This window comes from Psychrobacter immobilis, from assembly GCF_904846235.1.
GTDB classification, from domain to species: domain Bacteria; phylum Pseudomonadota; class Gammaproteobacteria; order Pseudomonadales; family Moraxellaceae; genus Psychrobacter; species Psychrobacter immobilis_C.
This window is the reverse complement of record NZ_CAJGZN010000003.1, coordinates 54,919-79,959: the sequence shown is the minus strand read 5'-3', so window position 1 is coordinate 79,959 and position 25,041 is coordinate 54,919. Positions and strand designations below refer to the sequence as shown.

Sequence of the window (25,041 nt, the reverse complement as noted above, 5' to 3'; positions counted from 1 at the left end):
GTATGTCTTAGTCTATAGAGTTTAACGCCCCTTAAACTCAGCTTCCCTTCTCTCAACCATCGCCATTACGCCTTCTTTCGCATCTTCTGAGTGAAACAGCGGCGGTAGATAGCTATGGATATTGGCCAATGCAGTCGCTGCCCCATTACGGCTGGCATCTTGCGCTGAAGACAATGCCCCTCTCACACTCAAAGGCGCGGCTTTACAGATTTCTTGAGCTAGCGTCAATGCACGCTCGTACTCAGTGCCATTTGCCACCACTTCACTGACCAAATTCAGTCTATCAGCCGTTTGCGCATCAAATGCTTTACCTGTCAGCAGATACGGCATGGCTTTTTGCCAGCCTGCCGCTGCGACAAAGCGTACCGTTGCTCCACCAAATGGCATGATACCGCGCTGTACTTCCATTTGTGCAAAATTGCAGTTATCACTGGCGATGACCACATCACTGTTGAGCATCAGCTCGATAGCCACGGTGAAGCAAATGCCTTTGACCGCCACGACCACAGGTTTGGTGCGCAGTTTTCCACCGATGCCCCACGGGTCGATTTGATCATCATTAAACTCAAACACGCCATCGCTTAGCTTGTCTTGCAGCTCTACCAAATCCAGCCCAGCGGTAAAATGATCACCATGCGCAAATATCAGCGCACAGCGTAAATTGTCGTCTTGCTCGTAGCGTGTCATCGCATCAGACAGTTGACCAATCATATGGCTGTCAAAGGCGTTACGTTTATTGGCGCGATTGAGCCCGACAAGGCAAACATGGCCTTGGGTGTTATAAGTGATGCGGTTTTCTGTGGCGTTGCTGTCCGTAGTCATGGTGCTGTCCTTGTTGAAATAATCATTGTTATATAATGAGTGGTTATATAATAAGTTGTCATACAATAGGTATAGTCGAATCTCGGTACTTCATTCGTATAAATTTGTCGATAAACCCACTTTTAATATAGACACCCTCGCGCGATAACACAAGCAATAGAACTGACTCGAATAAAGCGTAAATCGATAAAATTTGACCTCATTTGCGATAAGTGCAACTATGATGCAGGTCTAGGTATTGTTTAGAGTATTTTATGGAATTTTGGCACGGCTTTTTACTCATCACCAGCGTTCATCTATTGGCTGCAGCCTCACCTGGTCCTGATTTTGTCTTGGTATCACAGCAGACGTTGGCAAAAGGTCGACGCACTGGTTTGATCTGTAGTTTCGGTATTACCTTGGGTCTTGCCGTACATATTATATATTCTGTCTTAGGACTGGCGACTGTCATTGCTCATTCACAGCCTTTATTGACTACTATTAAATGGTTAGGTGGCGGCTATCTAATTTACTTAGGTTGGCAAGGTATCCAAGCCAAGCCTAAAAAACCAGCGGATTTAGACACAGCTCATATTTTTGAAAAAACACATCCTTTGGAAAAAGCAGGCCCGCAAGTAGGTTCAAGCGCTCACGTTTCGCAAGATTCGCTCACTAGCCACACCACACCTACAACCAAAGAAATCACTATCGAAAAATCGCCTAGTAATGGCGAATCTACCTTTGCTACGTTGCGTCGCGGATTCCTTTGTAATGTCTTTAATCCAAAAGCGCCTGTCTATTTTGTAGCTATTTTTACTCTTGTATTGTCGCCTGACATACCGCTTTGGCAATTGGCTATTTATGGTGTATGGATGATGGTGTTACAGATGGCGTGGTTTAGTACGGTCGTCATGCTACTTTCTATCCCTGCGGTACATCGACGCTTCCAAAGGTTTGAGCATTGGATCGACCGTGTATTGGGTACTGCGATGATCGTATTAGGGCTTAACTTGATATTGCGTCACCGATAAGCGACCGATAAAGCGCGGATAAACAATTAGCAACCTGCGAAATCTGCTACACTGGTTACTTATATCCATATATCGTAGCCTGACATTATGACAAGTAAGCCCATGACCCGTAACCCTGCAAATAGTAAACACAGAAACAGATCTCCTGCGACCGCAAAGAAACTCGGTCAGCTGCACCCACGTAATCCGCACCAAGGTCGTTACGATTTTGCGGTATTGACTCGAGCTTTACCTGAGCTTGCTGACCACACCATTACCAACCCTAAAGGTGAGTCGACGATTAACTTCTCGGATCATCAGGCTGTTCGTGTGCTAAATAAAGCACTGTTAGCGAACTATTACGGGGTTAAATTTTGGGACATTCCTGAAGGCTATCTATGCCCGCCTATTCCTGGACGTGCCGATTATATTCACTACATCGCAGATTTATTGGCGCAAACCACTCACGTAAACGCCGATAACACACCGCCAACGGGTAAAGAAATTCATGCTCTTGATATCGGTACTGGTGCCAGTGCTATCTATCCTATCGTTGGTAGTCAGAGCTATGGCTGGCGCTTTACAGCAAGCGACATTGACCCCATCTCTGTCAATACCGCAGCGCTGATTTGTGAAGCCAACCCAAAGCTAAAGAGTGCGGTCAAGGTAAAGCTACAGCCTGAGCCTAAATTTATCTTTAAAAACATCATTGGTCGTCAAGACTATTTTGATGTCGTGGTTTGTAACCCTCCGTTTCATGCTTCATTAGAAGAAGCAATGGAAGCCAATAGTCGCAAGCAGCACAATTTGCAGCGCCATCGTGGTAAGAATGAAAGCGAGCAAATCAGCCGTAGCTCGACAAAATCAGGCAACGCTGCGCAAAACCTAAACTTCGGCGGTCAGCACAAAGAGCTATGGAGTGAAGGTGGCGAAATTGCGTTCTTGACTAAGATGGCAAAAGAAAGTCAGAGCTTTGCAGAACACGTTGGTTGGTTTACTACTTTAGTGTCGAAATCTGAAAACGTTAAGCCATTGCAATTATTATTAAAGCAGTTAAACGTCGCTCAAATGCGTATTATCGAAATGAGCCAAGGTCAAAAAAGCACTCGCGTACTAGCTTGGCGCTTTGACAGTGACGAAGAGTAACCACTAAGCAAAATTGCCAATTTTAGTTTCACGTGAAACAAAAAAGCACCGTTTTGATATTCAAAGCGGTGCTTTTTTATGAGTACTCAGTAAAAAACTAAATAAATTAGCTAAAAAACATCACTTTTAGACCAATCGCTATAAGCACGATACCGCCCAATGCTTCAGCCTTATCCTCTAGCCATGTACCTGAGCGACGTCCCAAATAAACCCCGAGCCAGCCAAATATAGCGGTTACTACAGCGATAATAAGGCAAGCTAACCACGCGTTCAGTGCCAATAAATTCAGCGTAAACCCTGCCGCCATTGCATCAATACTAGTTGCAACCGCTAACGTAAACATAGTGCGGTGATTGATATGTCCATGCTTACTCGTGGCTGTTACTGTATCACTATCAGTGTTAATAGCATCATCATTGACGTCCAGATCATCACTGTCAGTATCTGACTCATCAGCAGTAAACACTTCATAAAGCATTTTCCCACCTAGAGCAATCAATATAGTACCGCCAATCCAAGGTGCAGCAGCGGCCAGCCAACCCAACATTGCCGCACCTAATAAGTATCCAATAAGAGGCATTATCCCCTGAGCGATACCAAAGTAAAGCGCAGCATAAATAGCCAAGCGCAGTACATATTGATGACTATATTTTTGAGCCTTAGCACCCAACCCTATCGACACTGCAAACGCATCCATCGCTAAAGCAATAGCGAGTAAAATTACTTCAACCATTTGATTCCCACAAATTATAATTATTAAATAATAGCAACGTTAAAAAATGAGTTTCACGTGAAACAAAAATACCGCCTTGAATATCAAAGCGGTATTTTTATAAATTGTCAGTAACCAGTTTCAAATTTAGATATCTAAGTTCGATACTGTTAGCGCATTTTCTTCAATGAAGATACGACGCGGTTCAACGTGATCACCCATCAAGCAAGTAAACATATGGTCAGCGGCGATAGCATCTTCGATAGTGACGCGTAGCATACGACGATTTTCAGGATCCATCGTTGTATCCCATAGCTGATCAGCGTTCATCTCGCCTAGCCCTTTGTAACGCTGGATAGCTAAACCACGACGCGCATCCAGCATCATTTGTTGCCATAGGTAATCGAAGTCGCGTACTGGGATGTCTTTAGTCGTCCCTGCACTTGCTTCACGGCGGATAAAAGCATCGCTCTCAAGCAATGTATTCCATTCACTTGATAAACGTAACAGTTTGCCATACTCACCCGAGTTGATAAAGCTAGCATCTAACAGATAATGGTGTGCCAGTTGATGCACATATACCGTGACGCGTGGTAGCCACTGTGCCTTGGTAGATAAAGCCTCACTATCTGACGCTTCGCCTTCCTCAGTACCTACTACTGGCGTCATACCCAATAAATCTGCTGCGGCTGCGTCCATATTTTTTGGCTGCGGCGCATGGATATTAACCAATGCAATCTCAGGGCTTAGATCGCTACCGAAGTGATCAAGCTTAGTCTGCATCGCTGCTTTCCAATCCTGCATGGCAGACTGATCATAAGTCATGTCAGTGCTAAGTTTTGGCGTATGCGTCAATGCATCCAAAATCACCGCTGGGAAGCGAATCTGCAGACGTGCTTTGATCAACTGCGTTTGGTTGTAGTCGTTAAGCAGTGTCTCGAGCGCTTGACCAGTAATCGCAGGCGCATCAGCACTGATATGCAGCTTGGTATTGTCAATTGTTGAAGACAATAGATACGCTTTAAGCGCTTCGTCATCTTTTAGGTATAACTCTTGACGACCTTTTTTCACTTTGTATAGCGGCGGCTGAGCAATATATACATAACCGCGCTCGATCAATTCAGGTGTTTGACGGAAGAAGAACGTCAATAGCAAGGTACGAATATGCGATCCATCAACGTCGGCATCGGTCATGATGATGATTTTGTGGTAGCGTACTTTGTCAGGATTATACTCATCAGGACCAATACCACAACCTAATGCCGTAATCAGGTTACCCACTTCAGCAGATGATAACATCTTGTCAAAACGAGCACGCTCGACGTTTAGAATCTTACCTTTTAGTGGCAAGATTGCTTGCGTTTTACGGCTACGACCTTGTTTAGCTGACCCACCTGCAGAGTCACCCTCCACAATGTATAGTTCAGATAATACTGGATCTTTTTCTTGGCAATCAGCCAACTTGCCAGGCAGACCTGCAATATCCAAAGTGGTCTTGCGACGTGTCATTTCACGTGCTTTACGAGCCGCATCACGTGCACGCGCTGCTTCCATAATTTTATTAGCAATGGCTTTACCAGCACTTGGATTTTCTAATAGATAATCGTTAAATTTATCGTGCATCGCAGATTCGACAGCAGATTTTACTTCGCTTGATACTAGCTTATCTTTCGTCTGGCTTGAGAACTTTGGATCTGGTACTTTAACAGAGACGATTGCCGTTAAACCTTCACGAGCATCATCACCAGTTGCAGCTACTTTTTCCTTCTTAAACAAGTTCTCGCGATCCATATAGCTATTTAAGCCACGTGTCAGTGCTGATCTGAAACCTGATAAGTGAGTACCGCCATCTTTTTGCGGGATATTGTTGGTAAAACATAGCACTTTTTCGTTATATGTATCTGACCACTGTAGCGCAACTTCTACGCTGATACCGTCATCTTGCTGACTGGTAAAATGGAATACTTCATTGATACCGTCTTTACCAGCATTGATGTAACTAACAAACTCTAGCAAGCCACCTTTATGCTCAAACTCGTGACGCTTATCAATACGCTCATCAGTCAAAACAATACGCACACCAGAGTTCAAAAATGACAGCTCACGTAAGCGTTTTGCCAAGATATCGTACTCAAAAATTGTACCAGTGAACACATCACTACTAGGATAAAAGCGGATTTGTGTGCCCGTCTGATCGGTGGCTTCCATCTGTTGGATATCGCTATCAGGTACACCATCAGTATAAGTTTGATGATAATGATAGCCTTCGCGCCAGATATTCATCTCAAGTTTTTGAGATAGAGCATTAACTACTGAGACACCCACACCGTGCAGACCGCCTGACACTTTATAACTATTATCATCGAACTTACCGCCCGCATGCAGGACAGTCATAATAACCTGAGCCGCTGACACACCCTCTTCTGGATGAATATCAACAGGCACACCGCGCCCGTTATCCATCACACTGACAGACTCATCTTCGTGGATGACAATATCAATCTGATCACAGTGACCAGCAAGTGCCTCATCGATAGAGTTATCCACTACCTCAAAGACCATATGATGCAAGCCTGTGCCATCATCGGTATCACCGATATACATACCAGGACGCACACGTACGGCCTCTAACCCACGCAATACGCGAATATCTTTAGAACTATAATCAGAAGGCAACACTTCTGAAACTACAGTAGGCACAGCGGCTTCAGTAGCACTGTCGTCTATCAATTGCTCGTGGTCAATAGGTAATGAATCACTCATGTACATTCCTTAATCTAGCCATAATCAGCCATTTACGATTAGCGCACTTATAAAAAGTCTGCTGCATAATGGCATCTTAAAATTAACGTCTATTATTCATAATCTAGAGTGCATATGAGCAGCTAAACCACTAACCACCGTTAGCCTCAAAAAAGGCTGCACAGAGATAAAATTAGTAAATTATTTATTAGTAATAGTCTTTGTTTTTCTAGACATTGTCAAAACTATTGAAATAAATAAAATACATAATTATCAAATACTTATAGATAATTGAAAAATAGAAATCTTTTCTATGATGCTATCAAATAAATTGCTGAGCACAGGACAAAAATAAAGGGTTATTTTAACATTTTTTTGCTTCTAAGTCACTGTTTACTGAGAGTTTTACGGTCTGTGAAAGGTCGTCTTAACATAGTAACTGTCAGGACAGATAGTAGTGGCTAGTGTATTGAATAATGAGAAGTTAAAGTAGATGGGTAATCATCAAAAGTATAAGCAGAAAAATGAAGTATTAGTTAGTAAATGAGATTTTTCCTTGTTTCACGTGAAACGTATTCGGTTGTAGCCAAAGTTCATGAACTAAAGGTAAAATATCGTCTGCCAGACTGGTCATAAATACTTGGCAAGGGAGTTTAGCTAGGGTCGATAGCAGTATTTCTATAGCTCTATCATCTAATTCTGCAGTGATATCATCTAGAAGCACAACAGGTGTCGCTCTCGATGATAAATCATCATTGAGTGAGTCACTGCGCTCTCTATCGTTTAGCAACAGTGGTAGTTGCGATAAGCGCAGTGCGGTAATGAGCAGTTTCTTTTCACCGCGAGACAATACGTTTGCTGCTTGCTCTTTTAAAGTCGGTAATTTGGTTTGGATACTATTTACTGAAGCTGCTGTTCTCGCATCTGTCGTTTGATCGCTTATAGACTCATCAGAACGCCAATGCACATGAATATCAGCACGATGATTGCCTATACGGGTATATCCTAATTGCAGATCCTGCTCTAACCGCTCATTAAGTTGCACATCTAGCGCGACACTGGTGTCATAACCAGCGTTATAGCTTAGGCTCAGTTGCTCAGCGTAAGATGGCAATAGCTGTACGATACTCTTGGCAAAATAAGGCTGCCATTCAGTAAATACTTGCTCTCGATAATGATGAATCAAAGCAGCATGGTTACTCAGTCCCTTATCCCAAGATTTCAGCTCAGCCAACTGTACTTGTGTTAAGTGACGAGTAATTTTTAGTAAACTATTGCGCTGTTTTAGGAGGCGTTGATAAGCCATCCATTGTGGATGAAATCCTTGTTTCATGTGAAACACCAACCAATCTAACAGCTGTCGACGGCTCGCACTTCCCTGCTCCAACATATCCATCGTCGATGGATCTATCAGCAACGTAGGTAGCTGCTCTGTTAAGATACTCTGGTTGTAAACAGTGGTTTGATTGAGACGTAGTATAGTCGTAGCATCTGCTTGCTTTTGAATAGCTAAAGTACGGCTATCATTGAGCTTAGCATGAACAGTCGTGTTATTCTGATGATGTTGGATATAACGTTTTGGCTGGTGATGACGAAAGCTCTTACCTCTTGATAACAAGAATATAGATTCGAGCAACGAGGTTTTACCACTGCCATTTGCACCGATAATTATGTTGCAGGCAGCAGGCTCTAAACTAATTTTAGTAAGGTTTCTAAGATGGGATATTTGTAGACGTTCAATCATGGTATCGATAGCCGCCCATTAAAGCCTGCTAATCTAGCAGGCAAAAGTTTATTAAAAATCAATATTCAGTATTGGAAACAAAATCCTTTGAAACATACTAGTTCTATTCGATTTTGTTTATTTCCAAAGAAAAACTCACTATATACGCATTGGCATAATGACATATTGATGGAACTCATCATTTAGTTGATTGACCAATACAGAGGCATTCGATTGGCTCATATGCATCTGTAAATCGCCTTGGATAACGCCCAATACATCTTGCAGATATGCAGCATTAAACGACAGCTCCATCGGCTCGCCTTGATACTTAGCTTGTATCATCTCGACTGCTTCATCCTGCTCAGCATTATTAGCACGTACTTCGACCATACCATCGCTAGCAAAATTAAAGACCACACCACGAGATTTTTCATTACTCAAAATGGCAACGCGGCGTAACACGTCCGTCATTTTTTCCTGACTGAATAAAGCCAGCTTATCAGTATTGCTCGGCATCACACGGCGATAATCAGGGAACTTACCATCAATCAAACGCGCGGTAAATGTTACCATTAGATCTTGACTGACCTGCCCTGTACTATCTACATCACCAAATGGTAAACTTACTTGTAAAAACTCTCGGCCAAAACTTAGGGTAACTGCGTTGTCTTGATCACCCAACATTTTACCAAGCTCAGAAGCTAAACGTTCAAGCTCAATCACTGCCTTACGCGGCAAGATAGCCTGCATATTGAGTTCTGCGCTTACATTGATCACACTACGGGCTAATGCCAATCTATGGCCATCTGTTGCTACCGTTGTCAGTTGCTGCTGTGAAACGTCAAACAACATACCTGTTAAGTAGTAGCGTACATCTTGAATTGCCATCGCAAACTGCGTTTTGTGAATCAAATCTGTCAGACGATTACGGCTAATAGTCAGAGGGGTGATATTTTCAGGGTTACCCAAGCTCGGATAGTCTTCGCTTGGCAATGTTCCCAATGTAAAACGACTCTTACCACTAGTTAATAAGCAACGCTCGTTTGCTTGAGTTGCTAGATTAACTTGCGCCTGTGCAGGTAGCGATTTACAAATATCTTTTAGCTTGGTTGCAGGAAGCGTCGTTGTACCTGCTTCTACACAAGCACCAGCAGGCAATTTCAATGTCGATGTCAGCTCTACCTCTAAATCTGACGCTGTTAAGATAAGCTCAGAATCTGATAGCTGTAGCTTAATATTACCCAATATAACCATATTGTGGCGTTTATCAGCGGCTTTGGCGATCAAGTTGATAGCTTTTAGTAACGATTCTCGATTGATCGATAATTGCATGCTTAGTTACTCTTATTTGAATGATTCTTTTATAAAAATTTGTCGTAATGACTTAATAATACCTTGTCTGCTGACGATAATCTACAAAGCATCTGTGCACTTGTATTTTCAATATTATAAACCATCTGTATCTACTAGAATACAACGATATCTAACGCTTTTATCCTGCCTGTAACATCAGAGCTAGGGTCTTATAATCCTTATCAAATGCAGGATCTGCTGCTCTTAACTCATTTACTTTATCGCAAGCGTGCATCACCGTCGTATGGTCGCGTCCACCGAACGACTGACCAATTTCAGGGAAGCTATCGCCTGTTAATTCACGCGACAAAGCCATCGCTATTTGACGTGGTCTTGCAATACTACGCGTACGTTTACGCCCCATAATATCTTTGACCGTGACATCATAGTACTCAGCAACTATCTTACGGATATTATCCATATTTACTGCCTGCACACGCATCGCAACGATATCTTTTAGTGCGTATTGCACCATCTCAAGAGTAATCTGTGCCCCTGTTAAGTTAGCATTGGCAAATACCTGATTTAAGGCACCTTCTAAACGTCTGACATTAGATACCACATTTTGTGCAATGAATAGCGCACATTCCTTTGGTAATACCATCCCGTAGGAGGCTGCTTTTTTCTGCAGAATTTGTACTCGAGTATCAATTTCAGGAGGATCAACAGCGACTGTTAACCCCCAAGAAAACCGTGATCTAAATCGTTCATCAAATTCCGTCATTTGGGAGGGATGTCGATCAGAGGCCAAAATTAACTGTTTATCACCACTAGTAAAATCTGCAAATAATGTTAGAAACTCATTACTACTTTTAGTCTTTCCTGCCAATACATGAATATCATCTACAATTAATAAATCCACTTTTTTTATTTTCTTTTTAAAATCTTCTATTTTATTATTTCTTAATGAATAAACTAATTGATTTATAAATTTTTCAGAAGTGAAATAATAAAAACTTTGATTATTTTTTAAATAGCGATGAGCTACAGAATGCATTAAATGCGTTTTTCCCAATCCAGAAGGACCGTATATAAATAAAGGATTGTGACGATTTTTTGATTGGCGCTTACCAAGCTCATAACAAGCCTTGTAAGCCAAGTTATTGGACTTACCTGTAACAAAGGTTTCAAAAGTAAATTCGGGGTTCAGATAGCTTAATGATTTTGTATCAGCAGACTCAACTGGCTCATTATGACGCATGTTCGCGTCGATATCTGCTTTTGCGTTGTTATGATGAATAGATTCAAATTTATGTTCGGATGGGGTAGGGGAGACGTCGTCTTCTACAAACAAAGAACCTGATTGACTGTTATCTTCTGCATTGCGGCCAGCATTATCAACACGTACGACGACCTCTTCAATACTACCTTGGCTGTGTTTGGTCACCAATTGCTGAATATCTTGAAGATGATTCTTCTTGATATACGTCACAAAATAATCATTGGGAGCAAGAATAATCAAAGTTTGCGCTTCTTGATGAGCTGATAGAGGTCTCAGCCACATAGTAAACACGTTGTCTTTGACGTTATAACGCAAATCGTTTAGACATTTATCCCAAATATTTGCTGTGTCTATCATGAAAAGTACTGACCTTATAATCTGAAATAATAGTTATTTTTTAGCAAGATAACTTGCTACCTAAGCCTCGATATTACACGTAACAACTAACCAAAGAGTTCGTGCTAATACCCTATACGAAGGTGTATACCAAGTAGCGCCTAATTTAACACAGATACCCTGTGGATAAAACCTTGTTTTTTTGTGGACAAGGCTGTGGACAATTTTGTGCATAACTTTCATAAGGCAGTTATCCATATTCAACCCACAGTTTACCCACAGGCTTACCCACAGCCTAGTGAATTGATAATAAAAAAGAAAATAGACTTAACCACAGATAATCATGGTCCCAATAATAACAATACTATATTTATATTAATTAATTATTATTATAATATTCGAGTCCAGCTGTGGATAACTTCGTAAATTATAAAACATATAACTATAAAATTTAGTTAACTAGAAATAGGTTTTTAAGGAAATATCTCTACTAAGTTCGTATGAATTATTTCCTATTCATAGACAAAGCAAATTAGTTTATTGACCAAAACTATACTGAATGGTATAATCCTCCGTTATTACGAATTTAGTCCATTATTTTGATAGGTGAGTTATGAAACGTACATTCCAACCAAGCGTGATCAAGCGTAAACGTACTCACGGTTTCCGTGCTCGTATGGCAACTAAAAAAGGCCGTCAGGTCTTAGCTCGTCGCCGCGCTAAAGGACGTCATCGCCTTACTGTATAATCAGTAGATTGCGATAAGCATGGCTAATAGTGCTTGTTGTGTTCTTATTGTTTATAGATTGCGATAGTCAATCATCACAACTGACACTTAGCCATATATTAAAAGCGCCCACATCGGCGCTTTTTTTGCCTCTATAATTTGTTATTATTTATTCTATTGTTATTCTACTAGGTTGTACTATGTCCAATACGCTTTCAGATACACCTGCAGCTAGTTTTACTAAACAGCAACGTCTGCTTACTCCTGCAGCCTTTCGTGAGGTATTTGACGCACCTGAACGCAAGATTCATCAGAGTCATTTAATGGCTTTTATACGTGCTAATGAGCATGCACAGCCGCGAGTCGGTATGGCTATTACCAAGCGTAAAGTGCCTACTGCTGTCGCTCGTAATCTAATCAAAAGATATGTGCGTGAAGAGTTCCGTACCAAAGCTTTTAAAATAGAAAATAAAGATATTGTTTTTATTGTAAAAAAATCTATTAAAGATATAGATAATAAAGAATTAAAAAATCAAATAATTAATATTTTTAAAAAAATAGAAAAAAAATAAAATGAATATTTTATTAAAAAATAAATTTAAAAAAGGTGTTTTTTATAATATAGCTTTTAATTTAATTGTTTTTTATCAAAAAATAGTTAGTCCTATAATACCTGCACGTTGTCGTTATTATCCGACATGCTCAAATTATGGCAAACAAGCTTTAACATGGCATGGCGCTCGTAAGGGTGGGTGGTTGTTATTAAAACGTCTTAGTAGGTGTCACCCTTTAGGTGGGCACGGTATAGACTTTGTACCCTTACCCTTAGCTTCTTATAGTTATCAATATATATCTTTTAGTGATGTACTAAATATCAACCTTCAGGGTTTGGGTGTCTATCGAGACATTACTAGCTATGTTTCACAGCTTAATTATTTGATGAAATCAACATAAAGTCGACCTCTTTAGTCTCAGATAGCTACTCCTTTGAGTTACCCACAAGTTATCCACACTCTTAGTATCATTTGAGACAGATTTTTAGTAAAATGATGCACATTTTATGTAAATGACTACTGATACAGTTGCAATGTGACAGGACAGCTGTGTAGGTCAGTCATGACACATGCCCTAATTTTTCATTCCCTAATTTTTTAATCTAGGAAAGGTTTATGCAAAAGATATTTCGGGTGATGATCATCATTGCGATGCTAATTACCGCTTATCTGCTGATTTTGGCATGGCGAGATGATTATGCCGATGCTCCAGCTGTAGATGCGGTGCCAGAAACTACGAGTTCAGTAGGTGCTGACATTCCTTCTACTACTGGTGCAGCAGGTGATATCCCGGTACAGACATTACCCGTGGATAATAGTGCTGTGACAGCGACGCCTGCGAAAAACGCTGGTCTAATCACGGTAACAACTGATCGCTATGATATAAAAATCAATCCAGAAGGTGGTGATATTGTTTATGCTGCGCTCAAGCAGTATGACGCAACGCTCGATAGCGATAAGCCTTTCGTATTGTTAGAAAACAATAGTAACCGTGTGTATGTGGCTCAATCTGGACTTATTGGTCAGAACGGTATTGATACAGCAGAAGGTAGAGCGACTTATAGCCATACTGCTAACAATTATGTGATGGAAGATGGACAGCAAACGTTGTCAGTGCCGCTTACTTACAAAAAAGACGGCGTGACGATCACCAAGACTTTTACTTTCACTGAAAATAAATATCCAATCGATATTAGCTATAAGATCCAAAACGCGTCTACCAATGCTTGGCAAGGTCAGATGTTTGCGCAATTAAAGCGTGATGATAGTAAAGACCCTGGTATGTCTGATAAAGGCGCGCTGAGCATGGCGACTTATTTAGGCGGCGCTTGGGGTACACCAGATGATCCTTATAATAAGCTGAAATTTGGTGACTTTAGTGACGGCGAGTTGACGACCACTAGCGATAAAGGCTGGGTTGGTATCGTACAGCATTACTTTGTATCTGCTTGGACACCTGAAAACTTCACTGGTAAATTCTTTACTCGTGAAACAGGTAATGATTACTTTATTGGTTTTAATAGCCAACCAGTGAACGTAGCACCAAACAAACAAGTTACTTTAAATGCAACACTGTATGCAGGTCCAAAAGTTCAGTCTGAGCTAAAAGACGTTGCGGTAGGCCTTAACAAAACAGTTGATTATGGTCTGCTATGGCCAATATCAAAGGTCTTGTTTGCTATCTTGGAAGGTGTGCATAAGGTTGTTGGTAACTGGGGTTGGTCAATTATTTTACTGACTATCTTAGTAAAAATTGCCTTGATGTGGTTCTCTAATAAGAGCTACTACTCGATGGCTAAAATGCGTGCCATTGCGCCAAGGCTCAAAGTGCTCAAAGAAGAGCATGGCGATGATCGGATGAAAATGTCGCAAGAAATGATGGCGATATACAAAGAAGAAAAAGTCAATCCGATGGCAGGTTGTCTACCGATCTTGATGCAGATGCCGATTTTCTTAGCTCTGTATTGGGTATTGGTAGAGAGTGTTGAGCTGCGTCATGCCCCATGGATTTTGTGGATTCAAGATCTGTCAGCGATGGACCCATGGTTTATCTTGCCGTTGCTAATGGGTGCGTCGATGTTTGTACAGCAGCAGTTGAACCCGCAGCCGGCAGATCCGATGCAAGCAAAAGTAATGAAATTCTTGCCGATTATCTTTACTGCGTTCATGCTATTCTTCCCAGCAGGTTTAGTTCTATATTGGACAGTTAACAACCTGTTTAGTATGACTCAGCAATATATCGTTAATAAGAAAGTAGATGAAGAGCAGAAGCGTCGTACGGTAAAAGTGGTCGATTAACTAGTTCTTTTTCAGTAATATAAAAAACCATCGCGCAAGCGGTGGTTTTTTTATAGGTAGTGGATAAGTGGTAAATGTTATCCACAGCTTATCAACATTATGCACAGCTTATAAACATTGAAACGAATATATGTCTGATACATCTACCTTTCAAAGTTTGCTTTGTCAGTATGAGTCCAGACGTCTATAATGGAGCTTTTAAACATTGAGAGTCATTGTGGATTCCTTAGAGACAGCATTAGCCGTACCTAATTCTTCTAAAAAGTCTAATACATCTGGATTGGCCACAATTGCTGCGATTGCAACGCCGCTCGGGCGAGGGGGTGTGGGTGTCATACGTCTATCAGGCAGCCGTGCTTACGATATGGCATGTGTTCTAACAGGTAAGTCTGCTTTTACGCCGCGAATGGCCAGCTTTTGTCGCTTTTATCAGGCTGATGGCACTGTCATTGATGAGGGATTGGTCTTGTTTTTCAAAGGTCCGCATTCATTCACAGGTGAGGACGTTATTGAGCTACAAGGGCATGGTGGTGTTATTTTACAAAACCAGTTGCTCGCGCGCGTATTTGAGCTAGGTGCCAAGCAAGCAAGTGCAGGAGAGTTCTCTTACCGTGCTTTTGATAATGATAAGTTGGACTTGGTGCAGGCAGAAGCAATTGCCGATGCGATTGATGCGACCAGTGCTGCCGCCGCCAGTAGTGCGATTCGTTCTCTGAGCGGTGAGTTTTCACAAAAAATTAACCAGCTACTAGAACAACTCATTCACCTTCGTTTACATGTCGAAGCTGCTATTGATTTCCCTGATGAAGAGGATGTGGACTTTTTGTCTGATGGCGTCATACAAAGCAAACTTGAGCAGACGCAAGATAAGATACAACAAGTTTTATCAACGGCAAAGCAAGGTCAGCTTTTGCGTGACGGTATCCATGTCGTGCTAGCAGGTAGGCCAAACGCAGGTAAATCTAGCTTGCTCAACCGCCTTGCAGGGCAAGAGCGTGCTATCGTGACTGATGTCGCCGGTACTACACGTGATACGCTGCAAGAGACCGTTGTGCTCAATGGTTTGACGCTACACCTGACTGACACAGCAGGACTACGTGAGACAGAAGACACTGTGGAACGTATCGGAATCGAGCGTGCCCGTACTGCCATCACGCAGGCTGATATGCTACTGATGGTCTATGATGTGACTCGCGATGTTGAAGAAGAAAGCACACCGTTACAGCTTGCTGAACAGTTATTTGGTGAATTGCCAGAAGCTAAACGCTTACTAATCATTGCTAATAAAAGCGACTTATTAAGCGATAATGATAAAGAAAAAAGTGCTGCTATGACCCAAGCTGAAATCAAGAATAGAGGCTATCAGCAAGTTAATGTTTCATGTGAAACAGGCATTGGTATCGATAATTTGGTTGAAGCGCTATGTGAGAAAGTAGGATTTCATCCACCAGAAAATAGCTTAATCGCTCGTACCAGACATTTAGACGCGCTTAGACGGACAGCTAATTTCTTGGCAGAAGCCCATGAACAATTAACCGTATTCGAAGCAGGTGAGTTGGTTGCTGATAGCTTACGTCAGGCACAGCAGAGCTTGGGTGAAATAACAGGTGAGTTCAGTGCCGATGACTTATTAGGTAAAATATTTGGTAGCTTTTGTATTGGTAAATAACGGATAAACGGTGTTCTTTATTATTTGATAAATTAGCTATCTTGAAAACACTACTCTTATTCTCAATCGTAAAATAAGGAAATGTTATGCACTGTCCGTACTGTAATGCGTCAGAGACCAAGGTTATTGACTCACGTCTTGCTGCGGAAGGGGCACAAGTGCGTCGACGCCGTTCGTGTAACAGCTGCCAAGAACGTTTTACGACTTTTGAGATGGTAGAAGTTGTCATGCCAAGGATTATCAAATCGAGCAACAAGATTGAACCTTACGACAATGAAAAGCTGCGCCGTTCTATTTTACTACCTTTACAAAAGCGTCCTATCACTATCGATGAACAAGAGGCGATGATTAGTCGTATTGAAAAGCGTGTTAGGCAGATGGGTGAGCGAGAAATCAGTAGTAAGGTCTTGGGTGAAATCATCATGAGTGAACTAAAAACTTTAGATGATGTCGCCTATGTACGCTTTGCTAGCGTGTATCGAGACTTTCAAGATATCGATGCATTCCATCAAGAAATTGCCAATATTCGTCCAAATGAGAAGTAAGCGAAGTAAGCTTTTAAGTAATCCCTAGTTGATAAATGTTTCCCAATTACTAATCAGAATTACCAATCAGCTTTCAAACCTTATGTTTTTATATAAAACCCTCAATCATTTATTAAGCCTAGCCTTATGTCTACTCAAAGCCATGCTCAAGATGCACAAGACCGCTACTTTATGATGCTTGCTATCGAACAAGCGAAGCGCGGTTTGTATACTACTAGACCCAATCCTGCAGTAGGCTGCGTTATTGTTCAGGCAGAGCAGATTATTGGTCAAGGTTTTCATCCTAAAGCTGGTGAGCCACATGCAGAAGTATTTGCGCTGAAAGAGGCTGGTACACAGGCAGCAGGGGCAACTGCTTACGTTACATTAGAGCCATGTAGTCATACGGGACGTACACCACCATGTGCGCTGGCGCTGGTTGCTGCTAAGGTAAATCGCGTTGTGATTGCAGGTCTAGATCCTAATCCGCAGGTCGCAGGTCGTGGTGTGAAACTATTAGAACAAGCTGGTATTAAGGTAACAGTCGGTGTCCTGACAGAGCAGGCAGAGGCACTAAACCGTGGGTTTCTAAAAGCTATGCGTACTCAGATGCCCTATGTACGATTGAAAATAGCAACCAGTCTAGACGGTCGTACAGCGATGGCATCTGGTGAATCAAAGTGGATTACCTCGACAGCTGCTCGTGAAGACGTACAAAAACTACGAGCACAAAGTGGCGCGATTATTACAGGTAGTGAAACAGTAATAACTGATAACCCGCAGCTCAATGTGCGCTCAGAACAATTGGACGTGCCACCTGAGAAAATACCTAACCCTAAAATAGTCATACTTGATAGGCGTCAGCGTTTAAAGCACAGCCTACAGTCTGAGTATCAGCTGTGTCGGCATCCGGATACTATCTATTGGCATGAAGATGATTTGCCGGCGTTGTTGGCTAAGTTAGTCAGTGAACACCATTGCTATGACGTGTTGGTGGAAGCAGGTGCTAGCGTTGCAGGTAGTTTTTTGAGTCAACAGTTGGTAGATGAGTTAATCGTATATCAAGCACCTTGCTTACTTGGTGATGAAGCTCGTCCAATGGTTGATTTCAATCCTATGTTCCTTGCTCAGCAGTTACGGTTTGATATAGAAAGTCATCAGCAGCTTGGTCCAGATCTCAAATTAACCTTATTACCTTTATAAATATTTTTCAAAAAAGTATGTTGTCCATGAGTTTTGATAATAAGCCCAAAATGTGGATAAATTAGTTATTGGTTTACGTGTTTCACATGGAACTGTGTATAACTTTGTTTCACATGAAACAGAGTAGCTGTTTTTATTTTAAGTATTTTAATAAATATTGCTTCAAATCAATAACTTACAATTTGTTTTTTAGATGAGTATGTACCATGTGAAATTTTTATTTGTTGTGGATAACTATGTGTTTATAGCGACTTCTAGCTATACCTCTATTGATTTATCCCTACTTATCCACAATCTATCCTATTAAAGGTCAAATTTATTTATGTTTTACTGTCAGCTATTTGAGCAAATTGTGATAAAGAATTGATAGATGATTTGATAAACTAAAATATTCGCCTACGAAGGCAATACAGTAATGAGATGAGGATAATATGTTTACTGGAATTATAGAAAGCGTTGGAAAAGTTAAATCGATGCAGGCGACAGGCGGTGACATACGTTTGACGGTAGAGTCTGATGACTTGGATTTCAGTGACGTGAAGCTAGGCGATTCTATTGCATCAAATGGTATTTGTTTAACCGTGGTGGAGCTCGGAAGCAACTCCTATTCTGTTGATGTCTCACGTGAAACGATTGCTAGAACAGCATTAGAAGGGTTAAAAGCAGGACATACGGTCAATCTAGAAAAAGCCATGCTACCGACAACTCGTTTTGGTGGTCATATCGTAGCTGGTCATGTAGATGGAGTAGGGGTCGTTAGTAAATTACAACAAGATGCTCGTTCTATCTATATTGAGATTGAGATACCGCAAGAGCTAGCGCACTATACAGCGACCAAAGGCTCTATTACAGTAGATGGTATTAGTCTGACGACCAATTTAGTGCGTGACAATATTGTCTCTCTAAATATCATTCCGCATACTGCTCAAGTGACAAATATCGCTAAGCATTGGTTAGTAGGTAACAAAGTTAATATTGAAGTAGATATCGTTGCCCGTTATCTAGAGCGTCTATTAAATAAATCTCAATCTGGCGATATGAATGCGTCAAACCCGCAAAGCCAAATCACAGAAGCATTTTTGGCCGATAATGGGTTTATGAAATAACAATTAAGCTTACCGAAATATTATCCTCGTACCAAGCTTTTAACCCTATCGATATTACTTTGATTAAGTGATATCGATAGGGTGTTTTTTATTTATACTAGAGATTTATTATATAAAACTCCGCAAAACAGATTCTAAGTCTTTCTTGCTAATGGGTTTGGATAAAAACTCGTTCATACCAACTTGCATACAAGCCTCGCGATCTTCTTCTGTATTATTTGCAGTTAGCGCCACAATCGGTATTTTATCACCTTGTGAACGAATCACTTGTGTGGCTTGTAAGCCATCCATAACGGGCATTCTGCAGTCCATCAAAATCAAAGAAATCTCTTCACGTTGGCTTTTGAGTTTCTCAAGTGCTTGCTGTCCATCTTCTGCGACGATGCTACGATAACCAAGTTTACTTAACATCTTGCAGGCTATCTTTTGGTTAGTAGGACTGTCTTCTACCACTAAGATAAGTGGAGACAAGATTTCTTTCTTAGGTGTATCTTCTACAAAAGATAGACTGCTGTCATATTGATGTTTGACCAGTATGTTTAGCGTTTTCCTTGCAAACAAGGTTAAGCGTAGCAGTTCAGAAAGTAATAAACTTGCGTCCAAGGGTTTGGTCAAAAATCCATCATATTGGCCTAGTAAAATAGAGGGTATATGCCTTTCAAGTTTCATGCTAAGTAATATCTTTGGTAGTGAAGGCGTAGCGACTAGGTCGTTTAACACTTCTTGTTGCTCGCTATACTTGTTGCTCGCATGAGCTGATAAGGTGATGGATTCGCTGTATTCATAATCTAATAACAAGACAGGAATGATGGTTTGCTCATCTTGTTTTAATTTATTTTTTAGCTGCTGTACAGTGGCTCTATCTAAAGTGCTGTAGATAGTCACGGATATCGTTAAGTACTCGCACAAACGTTGTAAATGTTCAGCAACTAGAGGCTGATTGATGATAGCGATAAGGTGAATATGGGGCAGCTGCGAACAACGATGATATACCGATTGATAAGTGGTATGAGGATAAGGAAGGTAGAGGCTAAATATCGTCTCTTTATCCACCGTATTACTTAGTTCGATAAAACCGCCGAGTAACTGAGCAAAGCTATTGGCATCACTCAAGCCAATATTACTGTCTTCAACTAAGTTATGATTGCTTTGATTCAAGATATTGACTAATTGATTTTGTCTCTCAGGAGTAATAGTTGCTCCAGTGTCTTTTACGCTAAATCGAATCCAATAAGATGTCTGCGCAGGCATTGTCGTGTCATTGTTAGGAGTTAAATGCTGATTACTTATTCGCGTTACCTTATCTTCAGGTACACGATCAACAGTGAGCGCGACATAGCCTGATGTTGTAAAACTAATAGCGTTTTTCAACAGGTTTAATAGGATATGGTGCAGTCGAATGTAATCAGTTTCGATGTAACGAGGACAGTCCGGTGCAAAGAAATAGATCAATTCTAACCCTTGTTGTCTTATTTCTTTTGTGACTAAATTGCTAACCTCTTTGCTTACCTTATAAATATCAACCGTTTCGATACTTAGACGTGTTTTTCGGACTTCAATCTCCTCTGTTACTAGCGTCTCATTGAGCACAGTCAACATGCTTTGACTGGTTGTAATCAATGTATTTAGAGTTTTTTTGCCTTGAGCCGTCAATGTTGAAGGGTCGATGGGTTCCAACGAATCAATGATCTTCTCTAGTGGTAACCTTAACTTACGACCTATAAATGCTTGGGCTTCGTTTGATTCATCAATTTGTAATTGCAGTTGTTGGTTGTGCAGCTGTAATTGCTCAGATTGATGGAAAATTTCATCAACATTATTAAAAATTACAGTAAAACCGTGAACTTGCCCATGTTCACCGAACCATGGTGTTACGTGTAGTTGGTAGGCTTGTTTGTTCTCCAAGCCATAAACTATCAGTGTGCGAGTAACGCGCAAACTTGAAATAGTTTTTAACAGTATTTGAGTGGCCTCATCTTTCCCTTCAACGAAATCAGTTAGCTCATAGCTTTGCTCTCTCTGTGTAGAAGGAGTAAACACTTGCTCAAAACGCTGATTATAGAAACTAATTTGACCATGTCGTATACTCATCAACATCGGTAAGGGCGCTTGATCAACCAAGCGTTCTAACCGATGAGTCAATGTTTTTATACGCCGATAGTCATTATGTAGTTGGTAGCTGACGCGACTTAGCGCATGACCTAACAGCATAAACTCGGTAGTAGATTTCTTTTGTAAAAACGGCGGCGGCGTATAAGATTCTTTTGCGCGGCTACTCAAATTATCGGTATAAACCAGTAATTGTTCCCAGTTAGTGCGACGATTAAGCATATAGAGCAATGCCATGAAAAATAGTACGATGGCGACCATCAAAGGGAGCCAATAACGGTAAGATATCCAGTCAACAACAAAAGGTTCGTGGCGTAGTACAATATAAATCTGATGTCCGCTTTTTAGATTAATGATTCCTGTTAGTTCACTGCTATTGACGGTATAAGAGCTATGGTCGCTGCTGCTAGAAGCTGATGTACCGATGGTAGGGAAAGCAACGGTAGAAAAAGCAGATTCATTAGGACGAGTATTATGATGAATATAGGTCTGCCCAGAAGGCATTATTAAAATCAGCTGATAACTCAGGTGATCAAAAGTAGGTTGCTCTAAGATTTTTTTTATTTCACTATCTACAGGCGCTGCATGTTCAATAATACTGTGCTGTAGGGAATAAAAAGTATCTATGCTATGTTGTTCACTATGTTTTTTCATCCCATCAAACAGTGTGACATAGTACAGCAGTAACATAACCGTGAGAGACAAGGCATAAAAAATCAATAAGCGTTGTAAGGACTGAAACTGTTGCATGAAAGCGTGGCCCTATCTCGACACGAAAGAATATAGTGAAATAAAATTAAGTTTCTACATACAGTAGATGAATTATACGACAGTTGAATTGTCTAAAATTTTTAGTGTTACCTTCTATTTATAGCAGAATAACGGCTTACTGTTTACAGAGAGTGGTTATTAACACCAAATTGTTTTGTAAAAAATATAAATAGAACGTTCGATGTCCTTGATATTATAAAGGCAAATAATGTCATTGGTTATCATGAAGTGAGGTCATTACAATCATGGCACTGCGCCGTAAACTCACCTATAATGAACAAATAAACCTTATATAATGCATGATTATGACTACAACTGCTCCTACCTTTGATACATCTAACTCGCTTACTGACCATGATAACCCAACTACTAACCGATTAAGGGTAGTATTTGCGGGTACACCTGAATTTGCTGCTATCAGCCTTGAGTCGTTAATTAAGCAGCAAGAAGCGCTGAATATAGAAATAGTCGCTGTTTACACGCAGCCTGATCGTAAAGCAGGTCGTGGTCAGAAGCTGTCAGCCTCTGCGGTAAAAGAAGTTGCGTTGGCACATGATATCGCTGTAGAGCAACCAGTCACTTTTAAGAAGTCTAGTGCAGAAGGGCTAGCTGCTAGGCAAACTCTGCGCGCCTATCAGCCAGATGTGATGATTGTCGCCGCTTACGGGTTGATCCTACCTATCGGTGTATTAGAGACGCCTACTCATGGTTGCTTGAATATTCACGCTTCACTGTTGCCACGCTGGCGCGGTGCTGCACCTATCCATCGTGCACTCTTGGCCGGAGACGATGAGACCGGCATTACCATTATGCAGATGGACAAAGGTCTTGATACGGGCAACATGCTTTATAAAGTTAGCGAAAGTATTGCCTCTGATGATACCGCTGCTAGCCTACATGATAAGATGGCTGCACTTGGTGCGACAGCCATTAGTACGGTGCTAAAAGATTTAGCTGCTTATCAAGCGCAAGCTATCGCTCAAGATGATAGTCAAGCCAACTATGCTGAAAAGCTGGTCAAAACCGAAGGCGAAGTTGATTGGTCGCAGCCTGCTGCCGCTATTGAACGCCAAATTCGTGGGCTGACACCATGGCCAGGTGCTTATACTTTCCTGGCGGGGCAGCGCGTTAAAGTACTGGCTAGCTTACCTGTAAATACATCGCAGCAAACCAATGAACCTGCTGGAACGGTTATCAGTGTCGGACGTAAAGCGATTTTAGTAGCTTGTGGCAAAGAGAGTGACGCTGAATCATCAGCCACCACTTTAGCCATTACTCACTTGCAGTTTGCAGGTGGTAAGCCAATGACTGCCGAACAAATTTGCCACGGTAACCAATTAAATGACGGCGATCAATTTACGACAGAAACAAAATAACTGAACCTAACTTAATGATAGTTAACTCTATCTGCACAAGACGCTATCGATGATACGTCAAGGAAATCAAATTTAATGAGACAAACCAGCACTGCGCCAAGAAACAACAAGCTCAAACCGTCAAGCAACCTTATCATGAATGGCAGCGTGCGCGTACGCGTGATCCGCACTTTACTGGCTATTCAAAACGGTCAGTCGCTCTCAAGCGTCCTTGATCCATTATTGAATAGTTTGCATGATGGTGACAAAGGCTTTGCTCATGCATTGCTGCTCACGACATTGCGCCAGTGGCATGCGCTGGCACGTTTGCTCGATACTTTAGCAGACAACCCTATTGATGAGGTTGAGGTGCGTACCACCATTCAAGTAGGCTTAGTACAGTTGCTGTATTTAGAGGTGGCTGACCATGCGGCGATTCATGAAACTGTTGAGGCTGCAAAGGAAATTGAGTTTGCTCATTCTACTGGTTTGGTGAATGCTATTTTGCGCAAAGTCGCCAAGAATCCAAGCAAATTCCGTAAGAAATGCGATAAAAAACACAGCCTACCGAATTGGCTCGCTTATCAGCTTAAGCAAGATTGGAGCGAGCAGTATGATGAGCTGACCCAAGGCTTGCGCCAGCCAGCACCGATGTTTTTACGAGTGAACTCGGCGGTTACTTCGGTAGAGGATTATCAGCATGCGTTGGATGGGGCAGAAATTGATGCAGACATCGTTGAGCTAACGACTGGTTTTAAGGTAGCGAGCTCGTCAGAGTCTGCCGCTGCTACAACGCTATCAACCAAAGGTCTCCGGCTACATCAAAGCACTGCCGTTAACGCTTTGCCTGAGTTTGCTTTAGGGGTTGCTAGCGTACAAGACATGCATGCGCAACTTGCTGCACCGATTATTAATCAAGCATTGATGGCTAAGCTTAGTGCTGAAAAATCTAATACGGAAAATACGAATAATGAGATACATATTCTAGATGCTTGTGCGGCACCTGGTGGCAAGCTTGCTCATTGGTTAGAGCTTATAAGTTCTAAGAACGAGTCATCATTGTTTCACGTGAAACGAGATAATGCTGAAACGTCGTCTGCGACTGCTGATATCAAAGTAACAGCTATCGATAACGAAGCACCACGTATTGAGCGTATTCGTGAGAATTTACAGCGCTTAAATCTAAGTCAGCACGATTTGCAGCAAGCAGAGAAAAGTGTCGCACTCAATATCGTCTGTGCGGATGCAACCAGATGGCAGCATGGGAAAAATAAAAAAGCGGCTACCAATGAACCCGTCTTTGATGCAATATTACTAGATTCTCCTTGTACCGCGACTGGTGTGATTCGTCGCCATCCTGATATCAGTATCCTTCGTACCGAAGAAGACATCGAGCAAACGGCACTGTTGCAAGCAGATATTTTGCACAATCTATGGCCACAACTCAAAGCTGGTGGTTATCTGCTGTATGTGACCTGTTCTATCTTAAAGCAAGAAAACGTCGAGCAAATGCAGGACTTTATCACGCATCATAATGATGCAGTAGCGATTGAGTTTACCGAGGATTGCAGCTGGGGTATCGCGCAAGCAATCGGGCGTCAGTGCTTACCGATTGATAGCGAGAGTGGTGATGGTTTTTATTATGCATTGCTTCATAAGACAATGGCATAAAACTGC

Annotated in this window: 19 protein-coding genes; 12 read left to right on the top strand and 7 right to left on the bottom strand. The window is 41.4% G+C overall.

What is annotated here, in order from left to right; translation table 11 throughout:
* Positions 1–21 precede the first annotated feature (21 nt).
* Complete coding sequence (locus JMX07_RS02815; protein ID WP_201606230.1) at positions 22–822, bottom strand: crotonase/enoyl-CoA hydratase family protein; 801 nt, start codon at positions 820–822, stop codon at positions 22–24.
* Between the two features lie 254 nt (positions 823–1,076).
* Here JMX07_RS02815 and JMX07_RS02810 point away from each other — a divergent pair, with 254 nt between their 5' ends.
* Together JMX07_RS02810 and rlmF are read left to right on the top strand one after the other, a co-directional pair.
* The gene (locus JMX07_RS02810; RefSeq protein ID WP_201606229.1) at positions 1,077–1,832 is read left to right on the top strand and encodes a LysE family translocator; all 756 of its coding nucleotides are present in this window, start codon (positions 1,077–1,079) and stop codon (positions 1,830–1,832) included.
* Between the two features lie 87 nt (positions 1,833–1,919).
* Positions 1,920–2,957: a 23S rRNA (adenine(1618)-N(6))-methyltransferase RlmF gene (rlmF, locus tag JMX07_RS02805; protein WP_102094836.1), complete on the top strand. Its 1,038-nt coding sequence runs from the start codon at positions 1,920–1,922 to the stop codon at positions 2,955–2,957.
* Positions 2,958–3,063: 106 nt separating this feature from the next.
* On the opposite strand, the gene JMX07_RS02800 is transcribed toward rlmF, so the two are convergent.
* From JMX07_RS02800 to dnaA, 5 genes are all read right to left on the bottom strand, one after another.
* Complete coding sequence (locus JMX07_RS02800) at positions 3,064–3,690, bottom strand: manganese efflux pump MntP family protein (RefSeq protein ID WP_201606228.1); 627 nt, start codon at positions 3,688–3,690, stop codon at positions 3,064–3,066.
* 126 nt (positions 3,691–3,816) lie between these two features.
* Complete coding sequence (gene gyrB / locus JMX07_RS02795; protein ID WP_201606227.1) at positions 3,817–6,432, bottom strand: DNA topoisomerase (ATP-hydrolyzing) subunit B; 2,616 nt, start codon at positions 6,430–6,432, stop codon at positions 3,817–3,819.
* A 511-nt stretch (positions 6,433–6,943) separates the two neighbouring features.
* Entirely contained in the window at positions 6,944–8,155 is a 1,212-nt protein-coding gene (gene recF / locus JMX07_RS02790) for a DNA replication/repair protein RecF (RefSeq protein WP_201606226.1), read from the bottom strand.
* Positions 8,156–8,293: 138 nt separating this feature from the next.
* Positions 8,294–9,469: a DNA polymerase III subunit beta gene (gene dnaN / locus JMX07_RS02785; RefSeq protein ID WP_201606225.1), complete on the bottom strand. Its 1,176-nt coding sequence runs from the start codon at positions 9,467–9,469 to the stop codon at positions 8,294–8,296.
* A 160-nt stretch (positions 9,470–9,629) separates the two neighbouring features.
* Entirely contained in the window at positions 9,630–11,069 is a 1,440-nt protein-coding gene (dnaA, locus tag JMX07_RS02780; protein ID WP_101204765.1) for a chromosomal replication initiator protein DnaA, read from the bottom strand.
* A 592-nt stretch (positions 11,070–11,661) separates the two neighbouring features.
* Here dnaA and rpmH point away from each other — a divergent pair.
* From rpmH to JMX07_RS02740, 8 genes are all read left to right on the top strand, one after another.
* Positions 11,662–11,796, top strand: coding sequence for a 50S ribosomal protein L34 (gene rpmH / locus JMX07_RS02775; protein ID WP_007394757.1), 135 nt, complete (start codon positions 11,662–11,664; stop codon positions 11,794–11,796).
* Positions 11,797–11,975: 179 nt separating this feature from the next.
* Positions 11,976–12,347: a ribonuclease P protein component gene (gene rnpA / locus JMX07_RS02770; RefSeq protein WP_201606224.1), complete on the top strand. Its 372-nt coding sequence runs from the start codon at positions 11,976–11,978 to the stop codon at positions 12,345–12,347.
* Between the two features lies 1 nt (position 12,348).
* Positions 12,349–12,729 carry a membrane protein insertion efficiency factor YidD gene (yidD, locus tag JMX07_RS02765; protein WP_201606223.1) on the top strand — a complete coding sequence of 127 codons (381 nt, stop codon included), beginning with the start codon at positions 12,349–12,351 and terminating at the stop codon, positions 12,727–12,729.
* A 215-nt stretch (positions 12,730–12,944) separates the two neighbouring features.
* Positions 12,945–14,627, top strand: a complete 1,683-nt coding sequence (gene yidC, locus JMX07_RS02760; RefSeq protein ID WP_201606222.1) for a membrane protein insertase YidC — start codon at positions 12,945–12,947, stop codon at positions 14,625–14,627.
* Between the two features lie 217 nt (positions 14,628–14,844).
* A complete protein-coding gene (gene mnmE / locus JMX07_RS02755; RefSeq protein WP_413786651.1) occupies positions 14,845–16,296 on the top strand; it encodes a tRNA uridine-5-carboxymethylaminomethyl(34) synthesis GTPase MnmE in 1,452 nt (483 codons plus the stop codon).
* An 86-nt stretch (positions 16,297–16,382) separates the two neighbouring features.
* A complete protein-coding gene (gene nrdR / locus JMX07_RS02750) occupies positions 16,383–16,841 on the top strand; it encodes a transcriptional regulator NrdR (RefSeq protein WP_057762240.1) in 459 nt (152 codons plus the stop codon).
* A gap of 126 nt (positions 16,842–16,967) precedes the next feature.
* Positions 16,968–18,023 carry a bifunctional diaminohydroxyphosphoribosylaminopyrimidine deaminase/5-amino-6-(5-phosphoribosylamino)uracil reductase RibD gene (ribD, locus tag JMX07_RS02745; protein ID WP_201606221.1) on the top strand — a complete coding sequence of 352 codons (1,056 nt, stop codon included), beginning with the start codon at positions 16,968–16,970 and terminating at the stop codon, positions 18,021–18,023.
* Positions 18,024–18,454: 431 nt separating this feature from the next.
* On the top strand, positions 18,455–19,129 hold the full coding sequence (locus JMX07_RS02740; protein WP_201606220.1) for a riboflavin synthase: 675 nt from the start codon (positions 18,455–18,457) through the stop codon (positions 19,127–19,129).
* Positions 19,130–19,237: 108 nt separating this feature from the next.
* Here the strand turns inward: JMX07_RS02740 and JMX07_RS02735 are convergent, their stop codons facing one another.
* Positions 19,238–21,988 carry a hybrid sensor histidine kinase/response regulator gene (locus tag JMX07_RS02735; protein ID WP_201606219.1) on the bottom strand — a complete coding sequence of 917 codons (2,751 nt, stop codon included), beginning with the start codon at positions 21,986–21,988 and terminating at the stop codon, positions 19,238–19,240.
* 326 nt (positions 21,989–22,314) lie between these two features.
* Here JMX07_RS02735 and fmt point away from each other — a divergent pair, with 326 nt between their 5' ends.
* Both fmt and JMX07_RS02725 read left to right on the top strand, forming a co-directional pair.
* A complete protein-coding gene (fmt, locus tag JMX07_RS02730; RefSeq protein WP_201606218.1) occupies positions 22,315–23,385 on the top strand; it encodes a methionyl-tRNA formyltransferase in 1,071 nt (356 codons plus the stop codon).
* A 75-nt stretch (positions 23,386–23,460) separates the two neighbouring features.
* Positions 23,461–25,035 (top strand): transcription antitermination factor NusB, encoded by a 1,575-nt coding sequence (locus tag JMX07_RS02725; RefSeq protein WP_201606217.1) that lies wholly within the window; start codon positions 23,461–23,463, stop codon positions 25,033–25,035.
* Positions 25,036–25,041: the final 6 nt, after the last annotated feature.